Annotated in this window: 24 protein-coding genes and 1 tRNA gene; 16 read left to right on the top strand and 9 right to left on the bottom strand. The window is 43.2% G+C overall.

The window, feature by feature from the left end; all coding sequences use genetic code 11:
* Window positions 1-30: 30 nt before the first annotated feature.
* Window positions 31-867 (top strand): AraC family transcriptional regulator, encoded by an 837-nt coding sequence (locus DC094_RS05035; protein ID WP_116685962.1) that lies wholly within the window; start codon window positions 31-33, stop codon window positions 865-867.
* Here DC094_RS05035 and DC094_RS05030 read toward each other — a convergent pair.
* The gene (locus DC094_RS05030) at window positions 864-2,183 is read right to left on the bottom strand and encodes an anthrax toxin-like adenylyl cyclase domain-containing protein (protein WP_116685961.1); all 1,320 of its coding nucleotides are present in this window, start codon (window positions 2,181-2,183) and stop codon (window positions 864-866) included. The two genes, DC094_RS05035 and DC094_RS05030, sit on opposite strands and share 4 nt — an antisense overlap.
* 110 nt (window positions 2,184-2,293) lie before the next feature.
* On the opposite strand from DC094_RS05030, the gene DC094_RS05025 reads away from it, so the two are divergent.
* Window positions 2,294-3,262, top strand: coding sequence for a hypothetical protein (locus DC094_RS05025; RefSeq protein WP_241503964.1), 969 nt, complete (start codon window positions 2,294-2,296; stop codon window positions 3,260-3,262).
* Window positions 3,263-3,266: 4 nt separating this feature from the next.
* Here the strand turns inward: DC094_RS05025 and DC094_RS05020 are convergent, their stop codons facing one another.
* Entirely contained in the window at window positions 3,267-4,403 is a 1,137-nt protein-coding gene (locus DC094_RS05020; protein ID WP_116685959.1) for a glycerate kinase, read from the bottom strand.
* A gap of 397 nt (window positions 4,404-4,800) precedes the next feature.
* On the opposite strand from DC094_RS05020, the gene DC094_RS05015 reads away from it, so the two are divergent.
* Both DC094_RS05015 and DC094_RS05010 read left to right on the top strand, forming a co-directional pair.
* The gene (locus tag DC094_RS05015; protein ID WP_116685958.1) at window positions 4,801-5,727 is read left to right on the top strand and encodes a LysR family transcriptional regulator; all 927 of its coding nucleotides are present in this window, start codon (window positions 4,801-4,803) and stop codon (window positions 5,725-5,727) included.
* A gap of 220 nt (window positions 5,728-5,947) precedes the next feature.
* Window positions 5,948-6,376: a DUF4019 domain-containing protein gene (locus tag DC094_RS05010; protein WP_116685957.1), complete on the top strand. Its 429-nt coding sequence runs from the start codon at window positions 5,948-5,950 to the stop codon at window positions 6,374-6,376.
* A gap of 403 nt (window positions 6,377-6,779) precedes the next feature.
* On the opposite strand, the gene DC094_RS05005 is transcribed toward DC094_RS05010, so the two are convergent.
* Window positions 6,780-8,237, bottom strand: coding sequence for a DUF3360 family protein (locus DC094_RS05005; protein ID WP_116685956.1), 1,458 nt, complete (start codon window positions 8,235-8,237; stop codon window positions 6,780-6,782).
* 396 nt (window positions 8,238-8,633) lie between these two features.
* Here DC094_RS05005 and DC094_RS05000 point away from each other — a divergent pair, with 396 nt between their 5' ends.
* A complete protein-coding gene (locus tag DC094_RS05000) occupies window positions 8,634-9,236 on the top strand; it encodes a LysE family translocator (RefSeq protein ID WP_116685955.1) in 603 nt (200 codons plus the stop codon).
* 60 nt (window positions 9,237-9,296) lie between these two features.
* Here DC094_RS05000 and DC094_RS04995 read toward each other — a convergent pair whose 3' ends face one another.
* The 5 genes from DC094_RS04995 to DC094_RS04975 all read right to left on the bottom strand — a co-directional run bounded on the left by DC094_RS04995 (window position 9,297) and on the right by DC094_RS04975 (window position 13,286).
* Window positions 9,297-9,767, bottom strand: a complete 471-nt coding sequence (locus DC094_RS04995) for a hypothetical protein (protein WP_116685954.1) — start codon at window positions 9,765-9,767, stop codon at window positions 9,297-9,299.
* Between the two features lie 380 nt (window positions 9,768-10,147).
* Window positions 10,148-11,671 carry an apolipoprotein N-acyltransferase gene (gene lnt / locus DC094_RS04990; protein WP_116685953.1) on the bottom strand — a complete coding sequence of 508 codons (1,524 nt, stop codon included), beginning with the start codon at window positions 11,669-11,671 and terminating at the stop codon, window positions 10,148-10,150.
* A gap of 194 nt (window positions 11,672-11,865) precedes the next feature.
* Window positions 11,866-12,282, bottom strand: coding sequence for an RDD family protein (locus tag DC094_RS04985; RefSeq protein WP_116685952.1), 417 nt, complete (start codon window positions 12,280-12,282; stop codon window positions 11,866-11,868).
* A gap of 105 nt (window positions 12,283-12,387) precedes the next feature.
* Complete coding sequence (locus tag DC094_RS04980) at window positions 12,388-12,894, bottom strand: hypothetical protein (protein ID WP_116685951.1); 507 nt, start codon at window positions 12,892-12,894, stop codon at window positions 12,388-12,390.
* 305 nt (window positions 12,895-13,199) lie between these two features.
* Window positions 13,200-13,286 (bottom strand) — tRNA-Leu (locus DC094_RS04975).
* 249 nt (window positions 13,287-13,535) lie between these two features.
* Here DC094_RS04975 and queA point away from each other — a divergent pair.
* The 11 genes from queA to DC094_RS04920 all read left to right on the top strand — a co-directional run bounded on the left by queA (window position 13,536) and on the right by DC094_RS04920 (window position 24,168).
* Window positions 13,536-14,606 (top strand): tRNA preQ1(34) S-adenosylmethionine ribosyltransferase-isomerase QueA, encoded by a 1,071-nt coding sequence (gene queA / locus DC094_RS04970; protein WP_116685950.1) that lies wholly within the window; start codon window positions 13,536-13,538, stop codon window positions 14,604-14,606.
* Window positions 14,607-14,666: 60 nt separating this feature from the next.
* The gene (gene tgt, locus DC094_RS04965; RefSeq protein ID WP_116685949.1) at window positions 14,667-15,791 is read left to right on the top strand and encodes a tRNA guanosine(34) transglycosylase Tgt; all 1,125 of its coding nucleotides are present in this window, start codon (window positions 14,667-14,669) and stop codon (window positions 15,789-15,791) included.
* A 15-nt stretch (window positions 15,792-15,806) separates the two neighbouring features.
* Window positions 15,807-16,151, top strand: a complete 345-nt coding sequence (gene yajC, locus DC094_RS04960) for a preprotein translocase subunit YajC (RefSeq protein WP_206605568.1) — start codon at window positions 15,807-15,809, stop codon at window positions 16,149-16,151.
* Window positions 16,152-16,175: 24 nt separating this feature from the next.
* A complete protein-coding gene (secD, locus tag DC094_RS04955) occupies window positions 16,176-18,101 on the top strand; it encodes a protein translocase subunit SecD (RefSeq protein ID WP_339374116.1) in 1,926 nt (641 codons plus the stop codon).
* A 13-nt stretch (window positions 18,102-18,114) separates the two neighbouring features.
* The gene (gene secF / locus DC094_RS04950; protein ID WP_116685947.1) at window positions 18,115-19,107 is read left to right on the top strand and encodes a protein translocase subunit SecF; all 993 of its coding nucleotides are present in this window, start codon (window positions 18,115-18,117) and stop codon (window positions 19,105-19,107) included.
* Window positions 19,108-19,447: 340 nt separating this feature from the next.
* Entirely contained in the window at window positions 19,448-20,038 is a 591-nt protein-coding gene (locus DC094_RS04945) for a hypothetical protein (protein WP_116685946.1), read from the top strand.
* 144 nt (window positions 20,039-20,182) lie between these two features.
* On the top strand, window positions 20,183-20,926 hold the full coding sequence (locus DC094_RS04940; RefSeq protein WP_116685945.1) for a hypothetical protein: 744 nt from the start codon (window positions 20,183-20,185) through the stop codon (window positions 20,924-20,926).
* Between the two features lies 1 nt (window position 20,927).
* Entirely contained in the window at window positions 20,928-21,113 is a 186-nt protein-coding gene (locus DC094_RS04935) for a hypothetical protein (protein ID WP_116685944.1), read from the top strand.
* 108 nt (window positions 21,114-21,221) lie between these two features.
* Window positions 21,222-22,313 (top strand): 3-deoxy-7-phosphoheptulonate synthase AroG, encoded by a 1,092-nt coding sequence (aroG, locus tag DC094_RS04930; RefSeq protein ID WP_304598345.1) that lies wholly within the window; start codon window positions 21,222-21,224, stop codon window positions 22,311-22,313.
* A gap of 210 nt (window positions 22,314-22,523) precedes the next feature.
* Window positions 22,524-23,258, top strand: a complete 735-nt coding sequence (locus DC094_RS04925; protein WP_116685943.1) for a hypothetical protein — start codon at window positions 22,524-22,526, stop codon at window positions 23,256-23,258.
* A gap of 136 nt (window positions 23,259-23,394) precedes the next feature.
* On the top strand, window positions 23,395-24,168 hold the full coding sequence (locus DC094_RS04920; RefSeq protein WP_116685942.1) for a peptidylprolyl isomerase PrsA family protein: 774 nt from the start codon (window positions 23,395-23,397) through the stop codon (window positions 24,166-24,168).
* 115 nt (window positions 24,169-24,283) lie between these two features.
* Here the strand turns inward: DC094_RS04920 and suhB are convergent, their stop codons facing one another.
* A complete protein-coding gene (gene suhB, locus DC094_RS04915) occupies window positions 24,284-25,084 on the bottom strand; it encodes an inositol-1-monophosphatase (protein WP_116685941.1) in 801 nt (266 codons plus the stop codon).
* Between the last annotated feature and the right edge of the window lie 50 nt (window positions 25,085-25,134).

The raw sequence follows: 25,134 nt of genomic DNA, 5'->3' as shown, positions 1-25,134 counted from the left end.
AGAAGCACTTATTTACCAAAGTTTGCTGCCATGGATGTTAATTCAGATCAGTTATCACAAGTCCTTAGCCGTTTTTCTGTTACTGCGGGCGTATTTTATTCAGGAAATTTGTGTGGTTTTTCTAGTTTTGAGAGTCCAAATGAACAGGTTGGCCATATTCATTTGCTAAAAAAAGGTCGGTTGGAAATTCAATATCCTGGTGGTAAGAAAGAGATTCTAGATAAACCTAGTTTGGTGTTTTATCCAAAGCCGATCAAACATCGGATTATTGCCAGTGAAGCTGATCAAACTGAAGTAGTTTGCGCAACGGTTAGTTATGGAGCTGGTCCGTCTAATCCGTTGGCTCAAGCTTTGCCTGAAATGATTTGCCAACCTTTAACGGCTAACCCACGCTTGTCTAATACAGTTATTTGGCTATTTGAAGAAGCTTTTTCTGATCAAAGTGGTAAGCAAGTAGTGATGAATAAGCTTTGTGAAATCCTGATTGTTCAGTTGCTCAGGCAAGTTATTGAAAAAGGAGAGTCTAATGGTGGAATGTTGGCAGGCTTGGCAGACCCCCAACTTAATAAAGCATTACAACTGATACATCAGCAGCCGCAGAAGAACTGGTTGTTGCAAGATTTGGCCACAGCTGCGGCAATGTCGCGATCAAAGTTTGCTGAGCAATTTAAATTGGTAATAGGGCAAACAGTTGGCGAGTATCAAACTAGTTGGCGGTTAAGTATTGCTAAAGGATTATTGAAGCAAGGTTATTCAGTTGGTTGGGTGGCAAACGAAGTAGGTTATGAGAATGCATCTGCACTCGCTAGAGTATTTCGTAAGCAATTAGGTGTTTCACCTAAGCAGTGGTTGCTTAATTTTGGTTAATTAGGGTCGGATAATCTGCGCTTTATTACTGCATGTATTGGCGATATCTGGGTAGGTTTAAAATTTTCAACATCAAAGCGATCATCGAAAGTATCTAATTTTCCAGTTTTCTTTTTATATTCTAATTGAATGGCTGTTAAATGGCTGTCAAAAGAGATCGGCCAGCGTTTATTTTTTAAGAAAATATATCCGTAATATTGAATTTCACGAGCAATTTGCTGAATATCGAAAATGTTTTCTGCTGCGAGAATCAAACCTCCAGGGCAAATAACGGTAATAGGATAATCAAGTTCTGTGACGGGATTTGCAGTTTCACAGCCATGATGTACCAAGTCTCCACCTTGATAACCCAGGCTGCTGGCTGAAAAATTAAGGTCTCTGATGATTTCTTTTTGGAAAACAGATACCTCACCTTTGTCTTGATCAATTGTAATATTATCTTGTTCAAGAGCTGCACTAATTCTTCGATTTGCCCTATGCCAGAGTTGTCCACTAGTCGTCAAAGAGCCGTGCCTTATGTCTAAAAACTCTTGGATAGGTGTTTTAAAATCTCGAATTAAATTTATCTTTGGGCAAATTGTAAATAAATCATAATCAGCAGTGAGTGGAATGAATTTCTTGTTCGCTAATACATAAAAAGGTTGCAAGGCTGGATGTCGATTCGTGGTGTTCTTTGGTTGTGATTTTTGATTGGAATCATTTATCTGTTTTTCAATAAGAACTAGGTAGCCTTGGTCAAACCCTTTAATTACACTTCTCATTTTTGAGAAAGCTTCAATATTATCTTCCATTACTTTTTTCGTTGCAGGTATGTTATCGAATTTTCCGTTCTTCATCGATTGTAAAGGAATTAACCAAAATACAGGTTCATCATCGCCAGCCCTGAGCTCAATCGATCCATCCATTCTTTTGTAGTGTATGGAAATTGTTTTTTTTTCCTTCAATTCTAAAAATCGATTTTTTGTAATAATTAAGGGTATTTTTTTTGCGGCGCCGCTGCTTAACGAATTAGTAACTTCGCTTGTAAATTTATTATAATTAATCAGTCGCTTATTTAAAGATTCGTACTGTCTTTTTCTAAGCTTACTATATTGTTGATCTTCGGCAATAAGGCCAGCATGGGGCCCCCATGATGAGCTTTTACCTTTTACATGCAAGCCTTTAGTTGCATAGTTTTCTTTAATTAATCCTGGTGAGAATGCATTGACAGGCCGAATCAATATGAAACACTCATTAGCTTTGGCCACGTTACAAAAGGCCCATGCATGGCTTTCTACAATGCCAGATCCTTCGACAGCTTGTTTTCCAGATTTCATAGTAGCAACAGAATAGTAGTATTTTTAAGAGTAATGGCTTTAGGATAGTGGTTTCTGGATGCTGTTTTTGTGTCAGAACACAAAAATTATGATTTTTGAGGAAGTTGTCATTGTTAGAGAGCGTTTTGTTGCACATGGGGCGATTTTTACGAGAAATTTGGTCAGTTGTTTGGCCTTTATACAAAGTCATGGTTCCAATGTTACTGCTTGTGAAAGTACTAGAGCTGCTCGGGGTAATTGATTGGCTGGGTTGGCTATTAGCGCCTGTAACAGAACTCTTAGGATTACCCGCTTCAGCTGGCCTGATCTGGGCCACGGCACTGTTGACCAATATATATGGCGGTATGGCGGTCTTCGTAAATTTATCGGCTTTTGAAAGTTGGTCTGTTGCACAAGTAACCGTTTTGGGGTTGATGCTGCTGATAGGGCATAACTTGCCGGTTGAAGGTCGAATAGCTCAATTGGCAGGCGTTAGATTGAGTTACACCTTACTTTTGAGAATTGGCGGCGGCTTATTGTTAGCTGGCTTGTTAAACCAGATTTATCAATTTGGAGGTTGGTTACAACAACCCGCAAAATTATTTTGGAAACCAGAAATAGCAGATAGCAGTTTAACCTCATGGGCAGTTGCTCAGTTGCAAGGGCTTGGCTGGATTTTGCTTATAGTGGCTGCCTTATTACTATTGCTGAAAGTGCTCAAAAAACTACATATTGAAAGATTGATTAGCTGGATGTTACGGCCGTTGCTGAGAATGATGGGGATCGGGCGTCAGGCAACTTCGATGGCTTTGATCGGAGTTACTTTAGGTTTGGCTTATGGTGGCGGGTTATTGATTCGTGAAGCTAAAGCAGGGCATTTATCTGATTCTGATGTTTTCTCTTCTATTACGTTATTGGGCCTTTGTCATAGCTTAATCGAAGATACTTTGCTGATCTTGCTGTTGGGTGCTGATCTGTCTGGTGTGTTGTGGTTTAGATTGCTGTTGGCATTGTGCGTAGTGGCCGTGATCAATCGGCTGTTCATCTGGATGATGAAATCAAAGCGAGCACATTGGGTTTTCTTAAATCAAAAACCTTAGTTTGCTAATTCTGCCATTGTTTGATGACTTGATAGCTGGCTTGGAAAAGGTTGGTTTCTGCGTTTGCCATTGCTTGATCGATTGTTTGATGGTTCGGGGTAATGCTTTTTATTAACCGAAAACCTTTAGAATCTCCATTGGATAATAACTGCTGCCAGCCCCGGCCTTTGCGACCACATAGGCCAATCACTGGAATGTGTTTTTGATGGGCCGCTAGCATTAATTGCCACGGCGCTTTACCAAATTGAGTTTGCCAGTCGATTTGTCCTTCTCCGGTAATGACTAGATCGATTGAATTTAAGTTTTTACTAATATTTAAAGTTTGCAAAACCAATTCAGCTCCTGATTGTAATTCGGCAGCTAAAAAACCTTTTAGAGTAAAACCCAGCCCTCCAGCGGCACCTGTTCCAGCTTGTTTTGCAATGGGTTTTTCTAATGTATTACAAGGGTTGTGCTGCTCAAGAATTGGCTGGCTTACTTTTTCTAACTGCATTAATGCTTGGTCTAATTGTTTGACCAGATTTTTATCAGCGCCTCTGGGGCCGCAAAGAGGATTGTCGACATCGCATGCCGCAATAATGTTGCATTGTGCCAACCTTGAATCCAGCCGCTTTAAATCAATTTTATGCAGTTGTTTAATGGCAATGCCACCAAGTGGCAAATCATTTCCGGACTGATCGAGAAAAACGGCACCTAGTGCCTGAAGCATGCCAACACCACCATCATTAGTTGAGCTGCCACCTAGTGTAATCAGAATGGTTTTCGCACCTAATTTTAGTGCGTGTTTGATTAATTGACCGACACCAAAAGTACTTGTCAGTGCAGGGTTTCTCCGGGTTTTGTTTAATGAATACAGCCCAACAATGCTAGCTATTTCGATAATCGCCAGCTGTTGCTCTGCTACCCAGCCAAGCGGGGCTTTTATAGAAGAGCTCAAAGCATCATTAACATTGAAGTAAATCGCATGACCATGCAATTGTTGTAATAGTATCTCCAGAGTACCTTCGCCACCATCAGCAATTGGTTGTATTACACAGTGGGCGTTTGGATTAGCAATCAGGCAGCCTTTTTTTATGATTTCTGCAGCATTTAAAGCGTCCATAGAGCCTTTAAATGAATCAGGGGCAATTAGTATTTTCATGACTGAATATTCATAATAAAGAAAACGCACCAGTTTTTTTATTTTTACAATGAATTATTATGCAGGTCTAGTAAATATTTTCTTATTTCAATAGTAAGTGGTTTTTTATTTTTCTAGAAAGTTTGGTAGCAGCAATCATGGTTGATTGTGAGTCTTTAACGCTGGTATGACAAGTTGTAAGGCGATAATATAGAAAATTTATTATGCGGTGGTTGCGATAATATAAGTAAGGTTATAATTATAATTCATAGTGGTTGTGACAGATTTTCTATGAGCAAATAGCGCATTATCTTGCTCAAGGTCATGCGCACTGACGAGTGTTGGGCTAATTTTATCAACACTAGTTGACCAAAAGAGGTAGTCGCTGTATCAATTCACTTCCCAGAGATAAGTGTAAATGGCAATGGATCTTTCTCGCATTAATTTAAATCTTCTCCCTTCTCTTCAGCAGTTATTAAGAACACGAAGCGTAACTGTTGCAGCAGAAAAGCTAAGGGTGACCCAATCTGCCATGAGCAAGAACCTCGCTCAATTACGTAAATTGCTGCATGACCCACTTTTAGTTCGGGTGGGGAATCAGATGCAATTGACTGAGCAAGCCGGTCAATTATCTCGCCAGTTAGAAGGTGTACTTGGTGAAGTAGAAAAGCTGTTTTCTAGCTCAGGTTTTGACCCAGCCACCAGCGACCGCCGTTTTGTTTTGGCAGCCACCGATTATGTCTGCCATTTTCAGCTGCCAGTATTTTTGGAGCAGTTGCGTCAAAAAGCACCTTCTATTCGATTAGATGTTCAGTTCTGGGCGTCACATCGAATGGAGGCCCTATTTGATGGCAGTGTGCATCTAGCGACTTCAATTTTAGAAGATCCACCAGAAGATATTTTTGGCCAACAGATAGGTGAAGATGATTTTGTTTGCTTGATGTCGAAAAACCATCCGTTAGCAGCAGGTGAAATGTCGCTGGATCAGTGGTGTGATGCTGACCATATTGCAGTAGCTGGTGGTGGTGACAAAATTGGTGTGATTGATGAGGTGCTAGCTGGTTTAGGTAAAAAACGCCGGATTGAAGTAACCTTGCCGTTTATTACTGCAGCAGCTCATACCTTGGAGGAGGCTGGTTACATTCTGACAATGCCGCGTCATATGGCTGCATTTTCAGCTCAAGGATCTGAGCTGGTGACTCGTGACCTTCCGTTCGAATCTCCAAGAGTTAGTTATTATTTGATTTGGCATCGACGTTTCCATGAAGATCCCGGTCATATTTTTTTACGCCGGAGTCTGTTTGCAGTTTTACAGTCATCGCTTTATTCTCATCAGCTTAGCTAGATCATTTGTTTTAAATTGGCTGCCTATCTCTAATAACCCTGCCTATCTCCAATGAGATAGGCAGGGTTTGATTAACCCAGATAAAATAAGGGTTGTAGAGTGTTTGTTTTCTGCCACCATTTTGCTTATCGAAATTAGCTGTATCTCTCTTGAGTTAGGTCGATGACAAGCGGTTATCAGGCTGGTATCTGTGGTGGAAAGGTTTTTCTTGGAGATAAATATGTTTAAACGCGTTGCTGCCGTTCTGTTGCTTGGCTTGATCTCTTTCACATCGATGGCTGCCGATTCAGTTAGCCGTGAAGAAATGGCGACCATCTCAGCCCAGAAATGGCTGGAAATGATGGATGTTCATGCTTGGGATAAAGTTTGGGGTGGTTCTAGTGAGTTTTTCCGTAAGGAAATGCCAGTAGATCATTGGGGGCGCATGGTGGTTGATCATAGAAAACCGTTGGGTAAATTCATCAGCCGCAAGTTACAAGGTACCGAGTATAAAAATCTCAAAGAAGGCACATTGCCCGGCGAATATATCGTAGTGAAGTTTGCCAGCAGCTATGAAAAGAAAGCTGTTATTGAAGTGGTCGTGACTTATAAAGAAAAGGACGGTGTGTGGCGCTCTAGCGGCTATTTGGTTGCAGATAGCAAAAGCTAGCGCTAAATACTTAAGATTGAAGGTGCGGGTGGGCGAGAGAAGTCAGCGTTCCTGCACCTTCAAGCACTACAGATATTTATTTGATCAGCTCCCTTTCTTGGTCGATAAGCTATTGTTTTAATTTGATTGTTGCGCTTCTTGTTCAACCTCTGTACTGACCTATTTGTCTATCTTCTCTTGGGCGCTTTCGCTTGAATCATTAATGCTATTAGCTCAAATCGATTTTAACTCTGCGTGTGCTATTTCTAACTTATTTCTCTAATAAAAGACTGCTGAATTGTTTCCGTTCTTACTGGTGTAGATAATTGTCAGGTGAACCATTTGTCGAGTAGATTCCTGCAGGCAAAAAAAACCGGAGCACAAGGCTCCGGTTCAATATATCTAATCAGTTGTAGGCGAGTGCCTAGCCACCAATCATTGCAGGAATACCTGGAAGCATCCCTACAGCAGCCATCGCAATGGTGCTGACAACAAAAGCGCCGCCTGGAATAACCCAACGATCAATCTTGCCTAAAGACTTGGCGCGTTCTTTATCACCGATCAGACCGTTGTTATCCAAAAACATGGTCAGAGCCCAACCAAATACAGGGTTAACAACAGTAGAAGCAAAAATACAGATACCAGCAGACTGAGTGTCTTTAGTATCACGTACCATTTCCATGCCTGCTTCTAGCAATGGCAGGAATACGCCAACCAACAAAGCAATGCTCATCACCGGGCGCCATACAGCGATGTCCATTGGATAACCGCCAACCGCAACGATGACACACAGTATGCCGAGTAAAATTGCACCGCCAGGAATAGGACGTTTGGCGATTGCTGCCGGGATCATGTAAGTGCCCCAAGAAGAGGTCACGTTACCGCCGCCACATAAAGTACCGATTATTTGGCGGAATGAGCAACCCGTCATGGTGTCATCAACATCCATTAGGACGTTTTTGGCTTTTGCTGGGTAATTCATTTCTTGGAAAATACGGTGGCCAAGGAAGTCAGGTGACCACATAGCAACCGCTAAAATAGCGAAAGGTAATGAAGCAATGAATTGCTCTAAACCAGGTAGACCCAGTTTCCAACCAGTATCTTCGGCCCACCAGTAAGCAGGGTTCAGGTTCGGCAGCCCAGGCGCAGTCTGGAATTCAAAAGGTGCACCCATGGCTAATGCCACAACTACAGCCAGAATGGAGCATAAAGGAATCGCTAACCAGCGCTTACCGATTCGAGCTAACCAAGCGTAAGCAATGATGTTGACAAACAATACTGCTAAAGCGATGTGGCCAATATCTAGGCTATCTGCCCAGCTTTTTAAAGATTCAATCTGAGAAATACTACCCATGGCACCTAGGTACACCAGCAAACCACCTGCGACACCTCGCCCGGTCAGTTTGACTAGCCTAGAGCCACCTTTGGTTGCTGAGAGTATTAAGCCAAAAACACCGAGCAATATTGCGAGTGCCAATGGGTGGGCGCCAGAGATTGCGATGATGGGAATCAACGGAATCATTGGGCCGTGGTTACCCGCCAGGTTGGCGCGTGGATTAAAAAAGCCAGACAGAAGGATGACGAAAAGTACTGCGGAAACCAACATTTCCACTCGTACGTTTTCGACAATGAAATCTTGGCCAAGGCCAAAACCGCCAGCCCAAGAGGTCATCACCGCAGAATACATCACAGTTATACCGATAGTACCGGCGATTGCAGGCACTAGATCTTCCCATTCAAAGCGGAAATCACGACCCGGTAGGTTCAATGCCCAACGCTTGGGCTTCATGATGGTCAGCTCGTGGTCCAAATAGTCCGAGCGAGTTTCAAACTCACTGCTCGGACGGTGGAGCTCACTATAGCTCTTGCCTTCCGTATCCATAAGATAGTTCTGCCTTTGTAATCAAAAATAAAAATCTGTAAAGCGCAGTCAGATTCATAAGAATGTCAAAAGGGGGAAGACATTGAATCTGCTGCGATCCTCGAAAAAACATCACAGGATCGTTTACTTAATGAAGTGGAACATACTGGAAAACGTCGGTTTTGAACCTTTGCTTGGATCATGTTTTCGATTCGGAAAACGGGAAAGTCCAACGTTTTTTGATGGTTGCCAGTAAGTGAAGATATTTAATTTAAGTCAGGTAAGAAATGTTGATTTACCAAGTTGCCTTTACATGACTGTAAAGTCTTAATTGGAATGTCTTCATGATGATTGATCATTTCAAGTCATGACTTAATTCACCTAAGATGCGTGCAGAATCTTAAGAGTCTTTGTGAAATGAGTGCCTGGTTAGTTGTTCTATCTGTTAGTTTGGTTGCCGCTGCGGTGCCCGGTGCCAGCTTGGCATTGGTAATGCGGCACACTTTAGGTGGTGGTCGTAAAGCAGGCTTGCTAACGATGTGTGGCCAAAGTGTTAGTGTGGCCTTTTACGTAGCACTGACCTTGCTTGGTTTAGGCGTTGTGATCACTAAAACCCCATGGTTGTTTAATCTAATCAAGTGGGGTGGGGCAGCTTGTTTGTTCTGGATGGGTGTTTCAGCTATTCGCGATAGTCTTCGCAAAAAAAATCTTGAACAGTCTGAAGAAGACTATCGATATACGCCATTTAGAGACGGCTTGTTGGTGACAATATTAAACCCACAAGTGGCGGTGTTTTTCCTAGCGATGTTTTCACAAGTGGTGACGCCAGATATTACTGCGGGTGTTAAATTGCTCTATGGAGCAACTGCAGTGGGTGTTGGAATGGTGTGGTTTTCTTGTATCGTCTTTTTGGTTTCCAACCAACGAGTGCGCAAACAGTTAAAAGCATTTGAACATATCATCGAACGAGTGATGGGCGGTGCGTTGTTGTTGCTTGGTATTCGAGTTGCAGTGGGTTAATGCCGTTAGTTAGAAAATAGATAATCTTACAAGGCTGCTTACTGCAGCCTTTTTTATAAATTACCAATTAATCGCCCAGCTATTTGCACCATGCTCCATAAGAACGGTGCGTAAAACAGGTTGGGTTTGTAAATCCATCGCGATCGGGAAATTCAGTACTTCGATAACCGAACCAAATTCATAATTAACCCGATAATAAACGTCGATGGGGCCGAGGTCAGCGCGCTCAGCATCTTCAGAAAAAGGCCAATTTACTTGGTAATACATCAGCTTATGGTTTTGATATCGACCAAGGTTGTTGTGTAATATTTTTTTAAGCCCTTCAATACCTTCACCACGCTGCAGAGCAGAGTTTTCATTTTGAAACAGCATCATATTCTTGCTGGAGATTAATCCGAGATAGTGTTGACTGCCCGCTTCGGCAAGTGCAATTCTTTGAAACCAATAAAATAGTGCGACATAAGCGCAAAAACATAACAAGAGAACTAGTGACAGCGTACGACCGGGGATTAGAGGCTTTTTGATGGCCATTGCTATTCCATAGTGGAAGATAGTTTTTCCAGTATGGTTTAACTGTTTACTTCAGGTAGTGCTCTTGAAAGATGACAGGATGGCCGGTTTTTAAAGTAGTGCAATAGGTTGATATATATAAAATTAATCCTTGAGCAAAAAAAATTTATAATTAATCGAAAGCTGTTCTCAAAAGCAACTCCTTGAAGCGTTATATAGACAAGGATTTAGATCTAGTTGTTTGTGGTTTTGTTTTTAATGACCTAATTGATAAATAAGTTAGTAAGGTGTTTGGCTTTGAAGGTTAAAACTAAATACCGCTAATTAATAATATCTAACGGCTTATGCTCAAGCCACTTCAAACTCAAGCCGAACCCTGCAGTTTGAAGTGGCTTGGTTATCTAATTTGCTTTTACATTTCGATTTTTAACTTTGAAAAACACAGCAATCAAGCAAATAAAACTACAAAATAGTATCGGCAAGTAAGGGCCGATTTGCATGAATAGTGTTGTGCCAGTCACTAGCGGTACTGCTACAGCAATCGAACCTTTTGCAAAACGATCCATTCGCTGAATCACTTGGCCTTTATGATCAATCGCGGCGGTAATTCCATCGTTAGTCACTCGAATAAACGGCTTGCCAGTTTCCAACGCTCTGGTGCGAACAATTTGAAAATGTTGGTCAGGGCCAAGCGATGTTCCAAACCATGCGTCATTGCTTACTGTCAGTAGCCAATCAGATTGCTTGGCCTGCAACCAGCCTAAATTTTGATAGGCCACTTCGTAACAAATCATCGGCCCAAGTGTTTGCTCACCCGCTGTTAACGGAGGCTGATTTTGATTGCCGGCAGTAAAGCCTGACATTGGAAGATTGAAAAATTCAATAATGCCCCTTAAAAATGATTCCAAAGGAACGTATTCGCCAAAAGGAACCAGGTGCACTTTATTGTATCGACCACTGCCTTCACCAACAGCAAATACTACGTTCTGATATCCATCGCCATTTTCAGTATTAGCTGGAATACCAAAAATAACCGTGGCTTGGTTGTCTTTAGCCAGTTGGTCTAAGCCGGCAATCCATTTTTCTACTTGCCATGCAAGGGCCGGGATGGCTGTTTCAGGCCAAATTACTAAGTCGGTCTTTTGAAAAAGATCTTTAGTTTGTTGGAGGTGGAAGTCGAGCTGTGGTCGTAAGTTTTGTCGAAGCCATTTATCTTGCTGGGGAATTGCTGGTTGTACTAAGCCAACAGTTTTTTGCCCGGAGACTTCGCTCCATTCAACTTGACTGCTTAAGCCACCACTAATTAGTAATAATGAAGCTGCCATGCCAGTGAGTAAATTTTTACAACTTAAGGCGTAAAACAATAAAAGACTGGCCAATACCATCCAGATGCCTGCGCCATGAACACCAGCGAGTGGCAACAGTCCACTGAAAGGGCTATCAGTGAGTCCATATCCGATATAAAGCCATGGGAAGCCGGTTAAAAACCAGCCGCGAAAAACCTCTAAAAGTGTCCATGCAAAGGAAAAAAGTAATAGGTTTGCCAAATATTTATTCGGGGCAATTCTCCCCCAAAGGTAACCAAATAAAACATGAAATAATGCCAGCGCAGACGTGAATAGAAGTGTCAGTCCACCGGCCAATATTATCGGGGCATTGCCATGCTCATGAATGCTGACATAAACCCATGACGCTCCGGCCGTGAATAAGCCAAAGCCATAGAAAAAGCTGCGAAGTGCTGATTGTTTTGGCGTTAGTCCTGCTAACAGTAGCCAGAAAGCAACCGGTGAAAGCAGTAAAAAGAGCCATACATTGAATGGGGCTAATCCAGCAGTAATCGATGCACCAGCCAGAACAGCGATCAAATGACCGGTTTTTTTATGCTGCTGGAGCTTCTTATGCCAACAGGGGAGATTCAAATCCATTTTGCAAATATACCGTGCCAAATTGAGGTGGCTATTGTAACAGCCATCCAGCAATAGTTTGAATAGGATGTTGAATCAACGTACATAGCGGGCAGTGTTTTGATTAAGGCGGGTGGGTTTTATTTTTGGAAGGGTAGCTGCTAGCTCGATGCTTTTATTGACGCCAAGCTAGCAGCTTAAATTTGTAATGATAATTACTTCACTTTTCCTAACAATATTAAACGAGTGCCAGAAGCACGATCTGGCATACTGAGTTTTTCTTTATCAAATAGCAGCCAAATATATCCAACCCCGAAAAATGCCAGTGAAGGGATGGCGACTGCAAAGCGGATAAGTGCTTGGCTAAAACTGACAGTGTTGCCAGTTGCTTGGTCGATTAATTTGATCCGCCAGGTTCGCATTCCCAGTGTTTGGCCGGCTTTGCGCCAAAACCCAAAAAAGAAACCAAACACAATGATCACCATGTAGGGAAAAGTCCACCAGCGATCACCTACTGCTTCACCATCATTTAAGACCACCATCGGGATCATGGTTACCATCAACAGGGCAATTATTAGTAGTGAATCGTAAAGCATTGCCGCAAAACGGCGCATCAAACTGGGAGATTCCATAGTAAAAAACAGCAACAAACAACAAGAAGCAGGTGGTTGGATTGTCAGGGCTGGCGGCAGAAGGGTCAAGCGATGACTGATTTAAGTAGTGGGTTAATTTAGCGGTTAAGCCCAACTATCAAAGAAAACTAATAATTGGCGGCAGATCAAAAGTGATATTAAAGGCATGACTTCTGAAAGAAAAACTGACGGTCTGAACCACCAAGATGCAGTCAGTGATGCAACTGCGGCACCAACGAGTAAACAGGACTTAAGCTTTCGATGGTTGACATCGACATCGAAGCATCCTTGTTTGGTAATTAATCCAGTCACTATGCAACTGCCTACCACCCATAGCATTAAAGCGGTCACTCTCTGCTCTTGATACCAGTGGGTTATTTCTGGAAAGCCAATTAAGAAAGCTACTGTAGAAGAAGAAAAAAACAAATTGATGCCAAGAGAGATGCGATCTTGCGGAATGCCAGCCAGTGTAGTGAAAGGTAAAGTGAGCAAGGCAACTAGTCCAGAAAGCAAAAAAATCATGTCCCACTGAAAGCGATCGCTGGGCTGATTCAAGCAAATCAGCAACACAAAGAGCGAAAGAGGTATCCAGTTGAGGGTGGTTTTCAGCATTACTGATCCAAAAGAGTAGGCAATGGCTATGCTGCCAGTCTTTGTGCTGGTGAGTCTTGACCGGATACAGGTTTTGCTAAAAACGAATTTTTACTAGCAAACAGTCAGTTATCTTGGCAAGTGACGGGTTAATCAAATTAGCGGATCAAATTTTTACTGTGAAGTAGCTTCAATAAAAGATTTTTTTTGTCTGCTTTGAATTGCAACTAACCGATTGAACGAATCAGTTTTACTCAAATTACAGGCATAAAAAAAGCCGACCTAAAATCGACTTCTCTACAACACCACACTTCTTAAAAGAAGAATGGTAGCGGCGGGCGGACTCGAACCGCCACGCTGTCACCAGCAACGGATTTTGAATCCGTCGTGTATACCAATTTCACCACGCCGCCAAAGTTGTGGGTTCATTAAGCGCTGTGCTCAAGGAACAGGCGGCGATTATACGGCTTGCGGCCCGCGGGTCAACTGCTAGTTTGATTATTTTGATCAAAGGTGCAGCCGGTCTGGCTTAGCCGCATGGTTTATAAGGCAGTTTTGCAGTATTCTTGCCGCCGTTGCAGCCGAGCCATTTCAAGATTTAGTCATTTTAAAGTGGTTTGGTTATGTATTTGATCCCTTCTTTTGAATCCAGATAGATATAGATGAAGCTGAGTGATTTCCAATTTGATTTGCCAGATGAGCAAATCGCCCGATTCCCGTTAGCCGATCGAACTGCCAGTCGGTTAATGGAAGTGCAAGGGGCCACGGGTGAATTAACCCAACGCCATTTTGCAGATATAGAAACATTGTTGCAGCCCGGTGACTTGTTGGTATTGAACAATACCCGAGTGATTCCGGCGCGTATGTATGGTCAAAAGGCCAGCGGCGGCAAATTGGAAGTGCTAGTGGAGCGTTTGTTAGATGACAAACGTGCGCTATGCCATATCCGTTCTAGCAAATCCCCCAAGCCCGGCAGCATGATTCGGCTGGAAGGTTTGGTAGATGCTGAAATTGAAGGTCGTGAAGATGCATTGTTCCTAGTAAAGGTGCAGAGCGAGCAAACCTTCCTTGAAGTATTGGACGCCCACGGCCACATGCCGCTGCCACCTTATATTGATCGGCCAGATGAAAACTCTGACCGCGAGCGTTATCAAACGGTATTCGGTGAGCATGCTGGTGCCGTTGCTGCGCCGACAGCAGGGCTGCATTTTGATCAATCGCTACTTGATCGGCTGGTTAGTAAAGGGGTTGAAATTGCCAGAGTTACCCTCCATGTAGGAGCGGGTACATTTCAGCCGGTGCGGGTCGACAACATTCTTGAGCATCATATGCACAGTGAATGGATCAAAGTCGAACAACCAGTTTGTGACCAAGTTGCGGCATGTAAAGCACGTGGTGGCCGAGTGATTGCAGTGGGTACCACAGCAGTTCGTAGCTTAGAAACCGCGGCAATGTCTGGCGAGCTCAAACCCTTTGAAGGGGATACCGATATCTTCATATATCCTGGGTATCGTTTTCAGGTAGTGGATTGCATGGTGACAAATTTCCATCTTTCAGAATCTACCCTGTTGATGCTAGTCAGCGCCTTTGCCGGTTACCGCAATATGATGCAAGCATACCAGCAGGCAGTGACCGACAAGTTCAGATTTTTTAGTTATGGCGATGCGATGTTTCTTCATCGTTGTGACAACCCGGATTTGCCACCCAGTGCGATGGATCGCTCAAGCGATTAACACTGAAGTGGCGCAAAACCAGATAGATTGTCGGCAGTTGCTGGCAAAGCAGGAATACTAATGAAGTTTGAATTATTAAAGACTGACCAAGGTGCCCGTCGCGGTCGACTGACTTTTGATCGTGGTGTAGTAGAAACTCCGGTATTTATGCCGGTTGGCACTTATGGCACGGTTAAAGGCTTAGTAAAGGAAGAGCTGGAAGAAGCTGGAGCCAAGATTATTCTCGGCAACACCTTTCACTTATGGCTACGTCCTGGCACAGACATCATCAAACAGCATGGTGGTTTGCACGAATTTATGAACTGGCCTGGGCCGATTCTGACCGATTCAGGCGGATTTCAGGTGTTCAGCCTTGGTAAAATGCGAAAAATCACCGAAGAAGGGGTGAGCTTTCAATCGCCAGTCAATGGCTCGAAAGTGTTTTTGAATCCTGAAATTTCAATGCAGGTTCAAAAAGATCTCAACTCAGATGTTGTGATGTGCTTTGACGAGTGCACACCGTATCCAGCGACTTGGGAAGAAGCTAAAAAATCAATGGAATTATCCCTGCGTTGGGCCAAGCGCTCCAAGGATGCTTTTGTCGAACAGCAAAACCCCAATGCGCTATTTGGTATTGTTCAGGGCAGCATGGATAAAGACCTACGCCAGATCAGTGCAGATGGTTTGCGTGAGATAGGTTTCGACGGCTATGCGATTGGTGGCTTGTCGGTTGGTGAGCCAAAAGACGAAATGATGTCGACTTTGAGCTTTACCGCACCTATGTTGCCTGAAGATAAACCCCGTTATTTGATGGGCGTTGGTAAGCCAGAAGATTTGGTGGAAGGCGTGCGTCGTGGGGTTGATATGTTCGATTGCGTCATGCCAACTCGAAATGCTCGTAATGGTCATTTGTTTACCAGCACAGGTGTAGTAAAACTGCGTAACGCAGTGAATAAGACAGACATCGGTCCTTTGGACGAAACCTGTACTTGCTATACCTGCAAAAACTACAGCCGTGCCTATCTGCATCATTTAGATAAGTGCAATGAAATTGCCGGTGCACGACTAAACACGATTCACAATACCCACTATTACCAGACGTTAATGGCCGGATTGCGCAAGGCTATTGAAGAAGGTAAATTGTCGGACTTTGTGGCAGATTTCTACGAAGCTAGGGGCGAAACAGTACCGCCTCTGGACCAATGATAGATCAGGAGTAATTTGATGGACTTTTTCATTTCCAGTGCATATGCACAAGACGGTGCGGCCGGTGCAGGTAGCCCATGGATGAGTTGGGTAATGCTGGCTGGTTTTGCTGCCATTTTCTATTTCTTCATTATTCGTCCACAGAACAAGCGTGCGAAAGAGCATCGCAATCTGATTGGTGGCGTAGCTAAAGGCGACGAAGTCTTAACTAACGGTGGTATTTGTGGTCGCGTTACTAAGGTGACCGACGAGTTCCTGCTGCTGCAAGTCAGCGAAGGCCAGGAAATGATGGTACAGAAAGCAGCATTAACTGCGATTCTGCCAAAGGGCTCTCTGAAAGAGAACGGCCTGAAAATCTAATTGTTCTAGTTGTGATTATTGCCGGTGTCAGTGTTTTCTGATGCCGGTTTTTGTCGCTGGATTCTTTTGTTAGCACGTCAGGGAAAAGGCATGAATCGATACCCTTTCTGGAAATATCTGCTAGTGGCACTGACCTTGGTTGTAGGTCTTGTATATGCGCTGCCAAGTCTTTATGAGCCAGCTCCAGCAGTTGAAGTCTCCGGTACTCGCTACGCTGAAGTAACAGATAAAACCCCGGGGGAGATTCGTTCTGCCCTAACCGATGCAGGTATTCCTTTCGGTGAATTGGAAATCTTACCAAAGAACAAATTACGGATTCGCCTAGAACATGCTGGCGACCAGTTAAAAACCAAACATTTGCTGCAGCAGAAGTTAGGCGAAGACTATGTCATCGCACTAAATTTGGTGCCACAAACCCCAGAATGGCTAGCTTCTCTCGGCGGTAGCCCGGTGAACTTGGGTCTGGACTTGCGTGGTGGTGTTCACTTCCTGATTGAAGTGGATGTTGATGCCGCAGTTGCAGCCCGACTAGAACAAAATAAAACTGAATTCCGCAGCACCTTACGTGAAGAGAAAATTCGTCCACGTGGTGTGAAGGTTTCAGGCAAAAACTCATTGCTGATTCGTTTCCGTGATCAAGATACGCTAGATCAAGCAGAAGAGTTTATGGCAAATCGCTTTCCTAGCTTCACGTTTAATCAGTCTAAAGTAGAAGGCTTGTTTGAGTTACGTGCATTGTTAAGCGATCAAGCACGCAAAGAAATTCAAGACTATGCATTGCAACAAAACCTCTCAACCTTGAAAAACAGGGTGAATGAGTTGGGTGTTGCTGAGCCGTTAGTTCAGCGTCAGGGCGCGAACCGAATTGTGGTGCAAATGCCAGGTGTTCAGGATGCCGGTCAGGCGCAGGACATTATCGGTAAAACCGCCACACTTGAGTTCCGCATGACCGATTGGAAGAACGACTTGAACAGCGCCTTAAATGGCCGTGTTCCAGCGGAATCTAAAGTTTACAAATGGCGTGATGGCCGTCCGGTATTGCTGCAAAAACGGGTAATGTTGACCGGCGACCGAGTTATTGATGCCAAGAGTACTTCCGATGAAAACGGTTTGCCTGCGGTAAGTATTACTTTGGACTCCCGTGGTGGTCGCCTGTTTAGTCGTGCAACCCGAGATAACATCGGCAAGCCAATGGCGGTGGTTTATCAGGAACACAAGATTTTCAACCGACTGGCAGAAGACGGCACGATAACGCGCATTCCTAAAAAGATCGAAGAAGTGATCAGCGTAGCGACTATTCGCTCACAGCTGGGGTCTCGCTTCCAGATTACCGGTTTGGATAGCCCGCAAGAAGCACATGAATTGGCTTTATTCCTGCGTGCCGGTGCGTTGTCTGCACCTATCTATATTGTTGAAACCCGTACAGTTGGCCCAAGCCTTGGTCAAGAAAACATCGACCGTGGTTTAAAGTCGGTCGCTTTAGGTTTGGCAATGGTGCTGCTGTTTATGTTGGTTTATTACCGCTTCTTTGGCTTGGTGGCTAATGTTGCGCTGGTAATTAACTTGGTAATGGTGGTTGCTTTGTTGTCATTGTCTGGTGCGACACTCACCTTGCCGGGTATTGCCGGTATCGTATTGACGGTGGGTATGGCGGTTGATGCCAACGTACTTATCTTTGAGCGAATACGTGAGGAGCTGCGAGATGGTAAGAGTCCTGCCCAAGCAATTGAGCAAGGTTATGCAGGTGCTTTCAGTACCATCATCGATGCTAACGTCACCACATTGTTGGTCGCGATTGTATTGTTTGCGATTGGCTTTGGTCCGATCAAGGGCTTTGCGATTACGCTGGCGCTGGGCATTATGACTTCGATGTTTACTGCGATTGTGGTCAGTCGGGCAATGGTAAATCTGATTTACGGTGGCCGTAGTCCCAAGACGCTATCCATCTAATAGGGAGTTGATGATGCAAATTTTTAATAAGGAATCCAGCTTCCGTTTCATGGCGCAACGAAAGCTGGCGGCGATTTTCTCTATAGTGTTGATTGTGATTTCAATCGGTTCACTGGCGATTAATCAACTGAATTTTGGTCTGGATTTTACTGGCGGTACCGTTGCGGAAGTTGGTTACCAGCAATCAGCTGATTTGGAGCCGATTCGTGAGCAGTTAGTCGAAGCGGGCTTTAATAGCCCGGTGGTGACTCATTTTGGCTCTGATACTGTCGTGCTAATTCGTTTGGGTGTGCAGCGTGATGAAAGCGGTAAGGTGCTTTCTGGCGAAGCGATCCGCCCCATTCTGGAAAAAGCGGTTGCGATTGATGGTGAGGCTGAATTCAAACGAATGGATGTGGTTGGTCCGCAAATCGGTGAAGAATTATCAGAGCAAGGCGGCATGGCGGTATTAGTCGCGCTGCTGGGTATTTTGCTTTATGTCGGTTTCCGTTTTGAATATCGCTTTGCATTCGGCGCGATTGCTGCACTGGTTCATGACGTGGTTATCACATTGGGCTTTTTCTCGATTACAGGTATCGAGTTTGACCTAGCAGTAATGGCGGCAGTATTGGCGGTTATAGGTTACTCGCTCAACGATACCATTGTGGTGGCGGACCGGATTCGTGAAAATTTCCGCAAAATGCGAAAAGGCGATACGGTTGAGGTAATAGATGCCTCTTTGAATCAGACCTTAAGCCGTACCATTATTACTTCTTTAACCACCATGCTGGTATTGGTGGCGCTTAAGTTGTTTGGTGGTGAAGCGATCTCAGGTTTCTCGATTGCACTGATTGTTGGCGTAGTAATCGGTACCTACTCTTCAATCTATGTTGCCAGCTCAACACTGGTTGCATTGGGAATCAGTCGTCAGGACTTGATGCCTAAGCAACGAGATGAAGCTGAAAAAGACGATATCGAAGAGTTTCTGCGTCGTGATCGTAGCAAAGGAAATGTGGATACCGACTAAGATAAAGTTGGTCTGACACTGAAAAGCCGATGATGTGAAAGCATGATCGGCTTTTTTATGCGATTTAGATTCAAATTTAGAAAATTCAGTTTCAAATAAGATCTTATCTAAGGATGCGGTAGCGCCTTAGTTTGATTGAAAACACGAGTATGATCTATTGATAGGGTGATAAGGATGTTACTGCTATTTCTTGATATTGATGCGACCATTGTTTGGTAAAGGTGTTGTTCCTAGTGAGCGCCAGCTTGCTAGTGCTAAGTCATTTCATGTTGACAGGGGAGGTATCAAAGAAGAATGAACTCCGCCCTCATTTGTCTCGGCGGCGACGTTGTATTGGGTTATGCATCAAAAATTATTTCGATTTACCGCCGAAAATAACGACCACTGTAAGATTATTTTTCTCACTATGGGCGATTATTCTAGAGAGCAGGTGAACGAAAGCGCTCAATTGTTAATGAATCACCATCGTTCTAGAGCGCCACATCTCGTAACTGATTTGTCAGGTGGTACAGGCTTTGATGTCATAAATAGAACCATTCTATATAGTATGGAGCAAAGTGATTCATCTATTCGTCAGGCAACATTTAAGAATTACGGCCCACATCTTGGTAAAAGACCTGTTGATGACCGAAATGGAATATTAAAGCGAATAGGTGTAGAGCGCTACCTTGCGGCTTATGCGGTTGGTTCTGATAAAAATGAAGTTATTGTTATTGATGATTCGAAACGTGTTCGAGAGCAAGTGAATTTAATAAATAGAAAGTGTGTATCGAAGTTAGATATTTATGATCCGCAAGCTGAAGATTATCAAATGCAACTTGCATACATTGGTTGTCGTATTCTTTATTATCAAAGAGCAGCGTTAAAGGCTGAGCATGAGGCAACGACAGGTTCTGGCTCGCCAAAGTTAATGAAGCCTGGGGGTATGTAGGATTAAATCAGTATTTAAAAAACAAATTGTAGGTTGCAAGAAGGTTGGTTTTTATTTTCTGAAATGTTTTATAAAAAATATTCTTATTTAGTTAAGCGATGAATTTTAAGTAGATGTAAGAACAGATGAAATATAGGGGCAAGGATGCTGCTGATATTTATGGATCTTGATCAAACGTTGCTTTTTTCTGGAAAAGATAGTGCGCTTTCATCGTACCAGCGTGCAAGTTGTCGAATGATAACAGGTTGGGGCGGAGGCGAGTGTGAGGCGCCATCTTATTCTGTCGGGCAAATCATACACTGGCTAATGCATCAAAAGTTGATTCGCTTTACAGTGAATAATAATGAGAATTGTAAAATAATCTTTGTCACTATGGGGCGTTATAGTAAAGAAACTATCGACAATGTATTAATTCAATTTATGAATTATGCAAGGAATATCGCTTGTCACTTAAATCTTCCAGTAACACTCTCCGGTGAAAAAGGGTTTGATGTTATTAATCGTACGATGCTTGATAGCTATAGGGGGACGGGTGATTTTTATCGAGAAGCCAATGTGCCAATTTTTAATAGTGAAGAAATAGATCTATTTCCAAGAGGTAGTTTCGATCATGGTGTATTGAAAAAAATTGGTATCGAGCATTATTTAGATGAACAAAAATTACCAAGTAAATCAGACATTATAGTCATTGACGATGATGCGTATGTCAGAAAATATTTAATGAATATCAACCGAACGTATGTGAACAGTGTGCAAGTTTTTGACCCTATGGCCGAGCACTATGAAATGGAATTATCTTACGTTGGCACTCAAGTATATTATTACGGCAGAAAAGCGTTAGAACAAAAGCATGCCAATACCTCGTCGTTAATAGCGCCTGGAGAGTGAAATGAACCAAACTTCAGATGAAGTTGAGCTAGCGGTTGAAATTATTCGCCAATTAGAAAACCTCGATTTTTCCGAGCAAACCATTTTACAGGCGATGGTGCATGTCTGTCGTGACACGTTGAATAAATTAGAAAGTGAGCAGCAACAAACGTTGCGTGAAGAATTGCTGCAAGCCCTGCAGCAGTGAAAATGTGCCGCTGAAGACAAAGCGTGCAAGATAGTTGAAGTTATCTTTTTTACTCGATAAGTTACTACAACAGAGAATGAAGAGCGCCAGCTAGTTTTCAGAAGAAAAATGGGCTCACAAAAATCAATAGGGTTGGTCGTAGCAATGTATCAAACAGATGATGTAAGAATTAACAGAGTAAAAGAGTTGCTTCCTCCGATAGCAGTATTAGAGAAGTTTCCTGCAACAGAAGCTGCGGCATCAACGACATACCAAGCGCGTAAGGCAATTTCGAATATCTTAAATGATAAAGATGATCGTCTACTGGTGGTGATTGGTCCTTGTTCAATCCATGACACCGAAGCGGCGTTGGATTACGCCAAAAAGCTGAAAGTGCTGCGTGATGAGCTGGGTGATCGCCTTGAAATTGTGATGCGAGTTTACTTTGAGAAGCCGCGCACAACAGTGGGCTGGAAAGGGTTAATCAACGACCCGTACTTGAATGACACCTTTAAGCTAAATGACGGCTTGAGGATTGGCCGTAAGCTGCTGCTTGATCTGACCGATATGGGGATGCCAACAGCTGGGGAGTTCTTAGATATGATTACTCCTCAGTATATTGCTGACCTAATCAGCTGGGGCGCCATTGGCGCACGTACCACCGAATCTCAAGTACATAGAGAATTGTCATCTGGTCTGTCGTGTCCTGTTGGATTCAAGAATGGAACCGGTGGTGATATCAAAATCGCAACCGACGCGATTCGAAGCGCTCGATCGTCACACCACTTTCTTTCGGTAACCAAGTTTGGTCACTCTGCGATTATTGAAACAGCAGGTAATCCGGACGGACATATTATTTTACGTGGTGGTAAGGAGCCAAATTACAGCGCCGAGCATGTGCAGGCAACCAAAGCTCAATTAGCTGCTGCGGGTTTGCCACAAAAAATCATGATTGATTTCAGCCATGCTAACAGCTCTAAGCAGTTCCAGCGTCAAATGGTGGTTGCGCAAGATACCGCGGTTCAAATGGCTAGCGGCGAAAATGCTATTTTCGGTGTCATGATCGAATCGCATTTAGTTGAAGGTCGCCAAGATCTGGTTGACGGTAAAGCTGATTGTTACGGTCAGTCTATTACCGATGCTTGTATTGGTTGGAGTGATACTGAAAAAGTGCTTCGCCAGTTGGCAGATGCGGTTGTGGCGCGTCGTAGCGAAAAATAAGTTTACGGTTAAAAACATCAAAGACCTGCTCTTGGAGTAGGTCTTTTTTTTTGTTTGAATTTTGTCGATAGAAAAGAGGTCGATGTCACAAGTTTCATAAATTATCGGAGGGTGGCTGTTGTTTGGCAGCGTTTAAATTAAGAGTAACTTATCTTTAGTGATAAGGCGCTGTAGCGACTGTTAGTTATTTGAAAAGAAGAGTAGTTATTTATGTTATTGATATTCATGGATTTGGATCAAACGATGTTGCGCTCAGGTTCTTTGCAAAATCATTCGGAGCCTCAAAAAGCCTGTGATGTTAAAAAAACATCTCAATATGGAGTTTTTGGTCCACCCTATATGTTGGAGGGGACAATGATGTACTGGATAATGCATCAAAAGCTACTTCGCTTAGCGATTAATAATAATGACAATTGTAAAATTATTTTTGTAACGATGGCGGGGCATACTGAGAAAAAAATTTCTGAATCAATGTGCTACTTTGTGAATTATGGATATCGGAAGGATCATCACTCGAAAATGCCAACAACGTTGGATGGTAAGGTGGGTTATGATGTGCTCAATTACGCGCATTTATCTTCATTTGAAAAAGACCTAGCAGTTTTTAATGCAACGCATTGGAACCTTAAATGCGATGATGGGACGATTAATCGCGAGGCTAACTTTTCTCGTCATGGCATACTGAAAAAATTAGGTATTGAGCGTTATGTAGCAAAGAAGAAGCTTGAGAATCATGCAGGAGAAGAGAAAGTTGAAATTATAGTGGTAGATGATAATGACAGTGTCAGGGATGAGTTGTTAAGAGTGAGTCGCACCAATATTTCTAGAGTAGAAGTTTTTGATCCAAGACTTGCTGATTATAATGATCAGCTTGCTTATATCGGAAGCAAGATACGTTACCATAATCGAAGACACGGACTTAATGAGGGCTCAATAGAAAGCTAAATGTTGGTAATTTCAACTTCAAACAACAGATCGCCTGCTGAGCGGTTTTTTTATTTAGTTTTATTAACAGCTAACGAATCTGCTTATTTTGTTCCTACACTTTATCCAAATCTAAATTAATTTTGTTGGGCGAAGCATGCTACTAATTTTTTTTGATCTTGATGAAACGATCTTGTCTTGCCCAGATACTCAAACCCATCTATCGAAAGTGCAAAAAGAGCAAGGGCTCGAAGCTGCGCAGGGGGGAGATAAAGCTAACGAATATTTGTGGGTGCTCTCAACGAGAAGGACTGCGTTTAAAGTGTTGTACTGGTTGATGTATCAAAAGGTGCTGAGATTTGCAGCTGAAAATACAAATAATTGTAAGGTTGTGTTTATAACTATGGGGGGGCATCAGTCAAATGATGTTCAGCGTTATATGCAAGAGATAGTGGATTATCGCAGGAGCGGCTCTGTGGTTGTTCCAACAACAATAAGAGGTGATTTAGGTTATGATGTTATTAATAAAGGTAACTTGGAGGTTTTTGAGCAAGACCCTCTAGTGAAGGACAAAACGCACCCGATTTGTTTTTTTTCTTGGCTGAAGGAAAATAAGGTAATAGTGTCGGAGCAGCGGGGAGGTATTTTGAAAAAGATGGCCATAGAAAAATACCTTAAGGATCATGTGGAATCGAGCATTAAGGTTGATGTGATTGTTGTTGATGACAATAAACACGTTAGAGAATTTGCTGAGAAAATTGATCGAACATTTGTAGGTAAATTAGAGGTGTTTGACCCGCAAGCTAAGGATTATGGCACCACGCTTGCTTATATTGGTGCTCGAGTTTACTACCATGGCCGTGTTTCGTTGCATCGCGAACATGTTAAGTCGATAAAAACGAGTAAACCAAAACTGATACAACCTGGTTAATTAATGAAGATGCGCACAATAAAATTAGAGCAATTTGTTCGAGTCAAAATCCAAGCAAAAAAAAGACCAACTATATGAACAGTTGGCCTTCTTCAAATTATTGCGCTGCTGAGAATTACTCGGCAGGTACGGCCTTTTTAACTGCAGGCAGAATGTGACGCATTAACTTAGGGTTGGAAGCTACGATGCTGCCAGTTTCCAAGTGACGGTTACCACCAGAGAAGTCACTGACCAAGCCACCGGCTTCGGTCACTAATAAGCAACCAGCTGCAACATCCCACTCATTCAGAGTCATTTCCCAATAGCCGTCAATGCGACCGGCTGCAACATACGCTAAATCCAAAGCAGCAGAACCACTTCGGCGAATGTCAGCAATTTTTGGTACTAAAGAGTTAAAGGTCGACATGTAGCTGTGTAACTGACCTGGCTGCTTAAATGGCAAGCCTGTTGCTAAAATGCCACCTTCCAATTCACGTCGATCCGATACGCGAATCCGGCGTCCATCTTTAGATGCGCCACGACCACGGCTAGCGGTGAACAGCTCATCTTTAATTGGATCATAAACGACTGCTTGTTCGATGCGACCTTTTACTTTCAGCGCAATAGAAACAGCGAAGTGAGGAATGCCACGCAAGAAGTTATTGCTGCCATCTAATGGGTCGATAACCCATAGGTAATCAGCGCCGTCACCTTTGCCAGGGCGCATACCGCTTTCTTCAGCCAGAATGCCGTGCTCTGGATAGGCTTTGCTGATCGCCTGAATAATATCTTGCTCGGCGCGCCGATCTACATCGGAGACAAAGTCATTGGTGCCTTTTTGTTCAGCAGTGATGTTGTCTAATTGTCCGTAGGCGATTGATACAATCCGGCCAGCACTACGTGCTGCGCGGATTGCGATGTTTTGCATCGGGTGCATGGCGCGCTTCTTTTCCACTAACTTCAAAGGCGCGCGATGATAACAGAAAG

Origin of the sequence: Pelagibaculum spongiae (genome assembly GCF_003097315.1) — a bacterium.
In the GTDB taxonomy this organism is placed as follows: domain Bacteria; phylum Pseudomonadota; class Gammaproteobacteria; order Enterobacterales; family Pelagibaculaceae; genus Pelagibaculum; species Pelagibaculum spongiae.
This window is presented reverse-complemented; position numbering and strand designations above follow the sequence as displayed.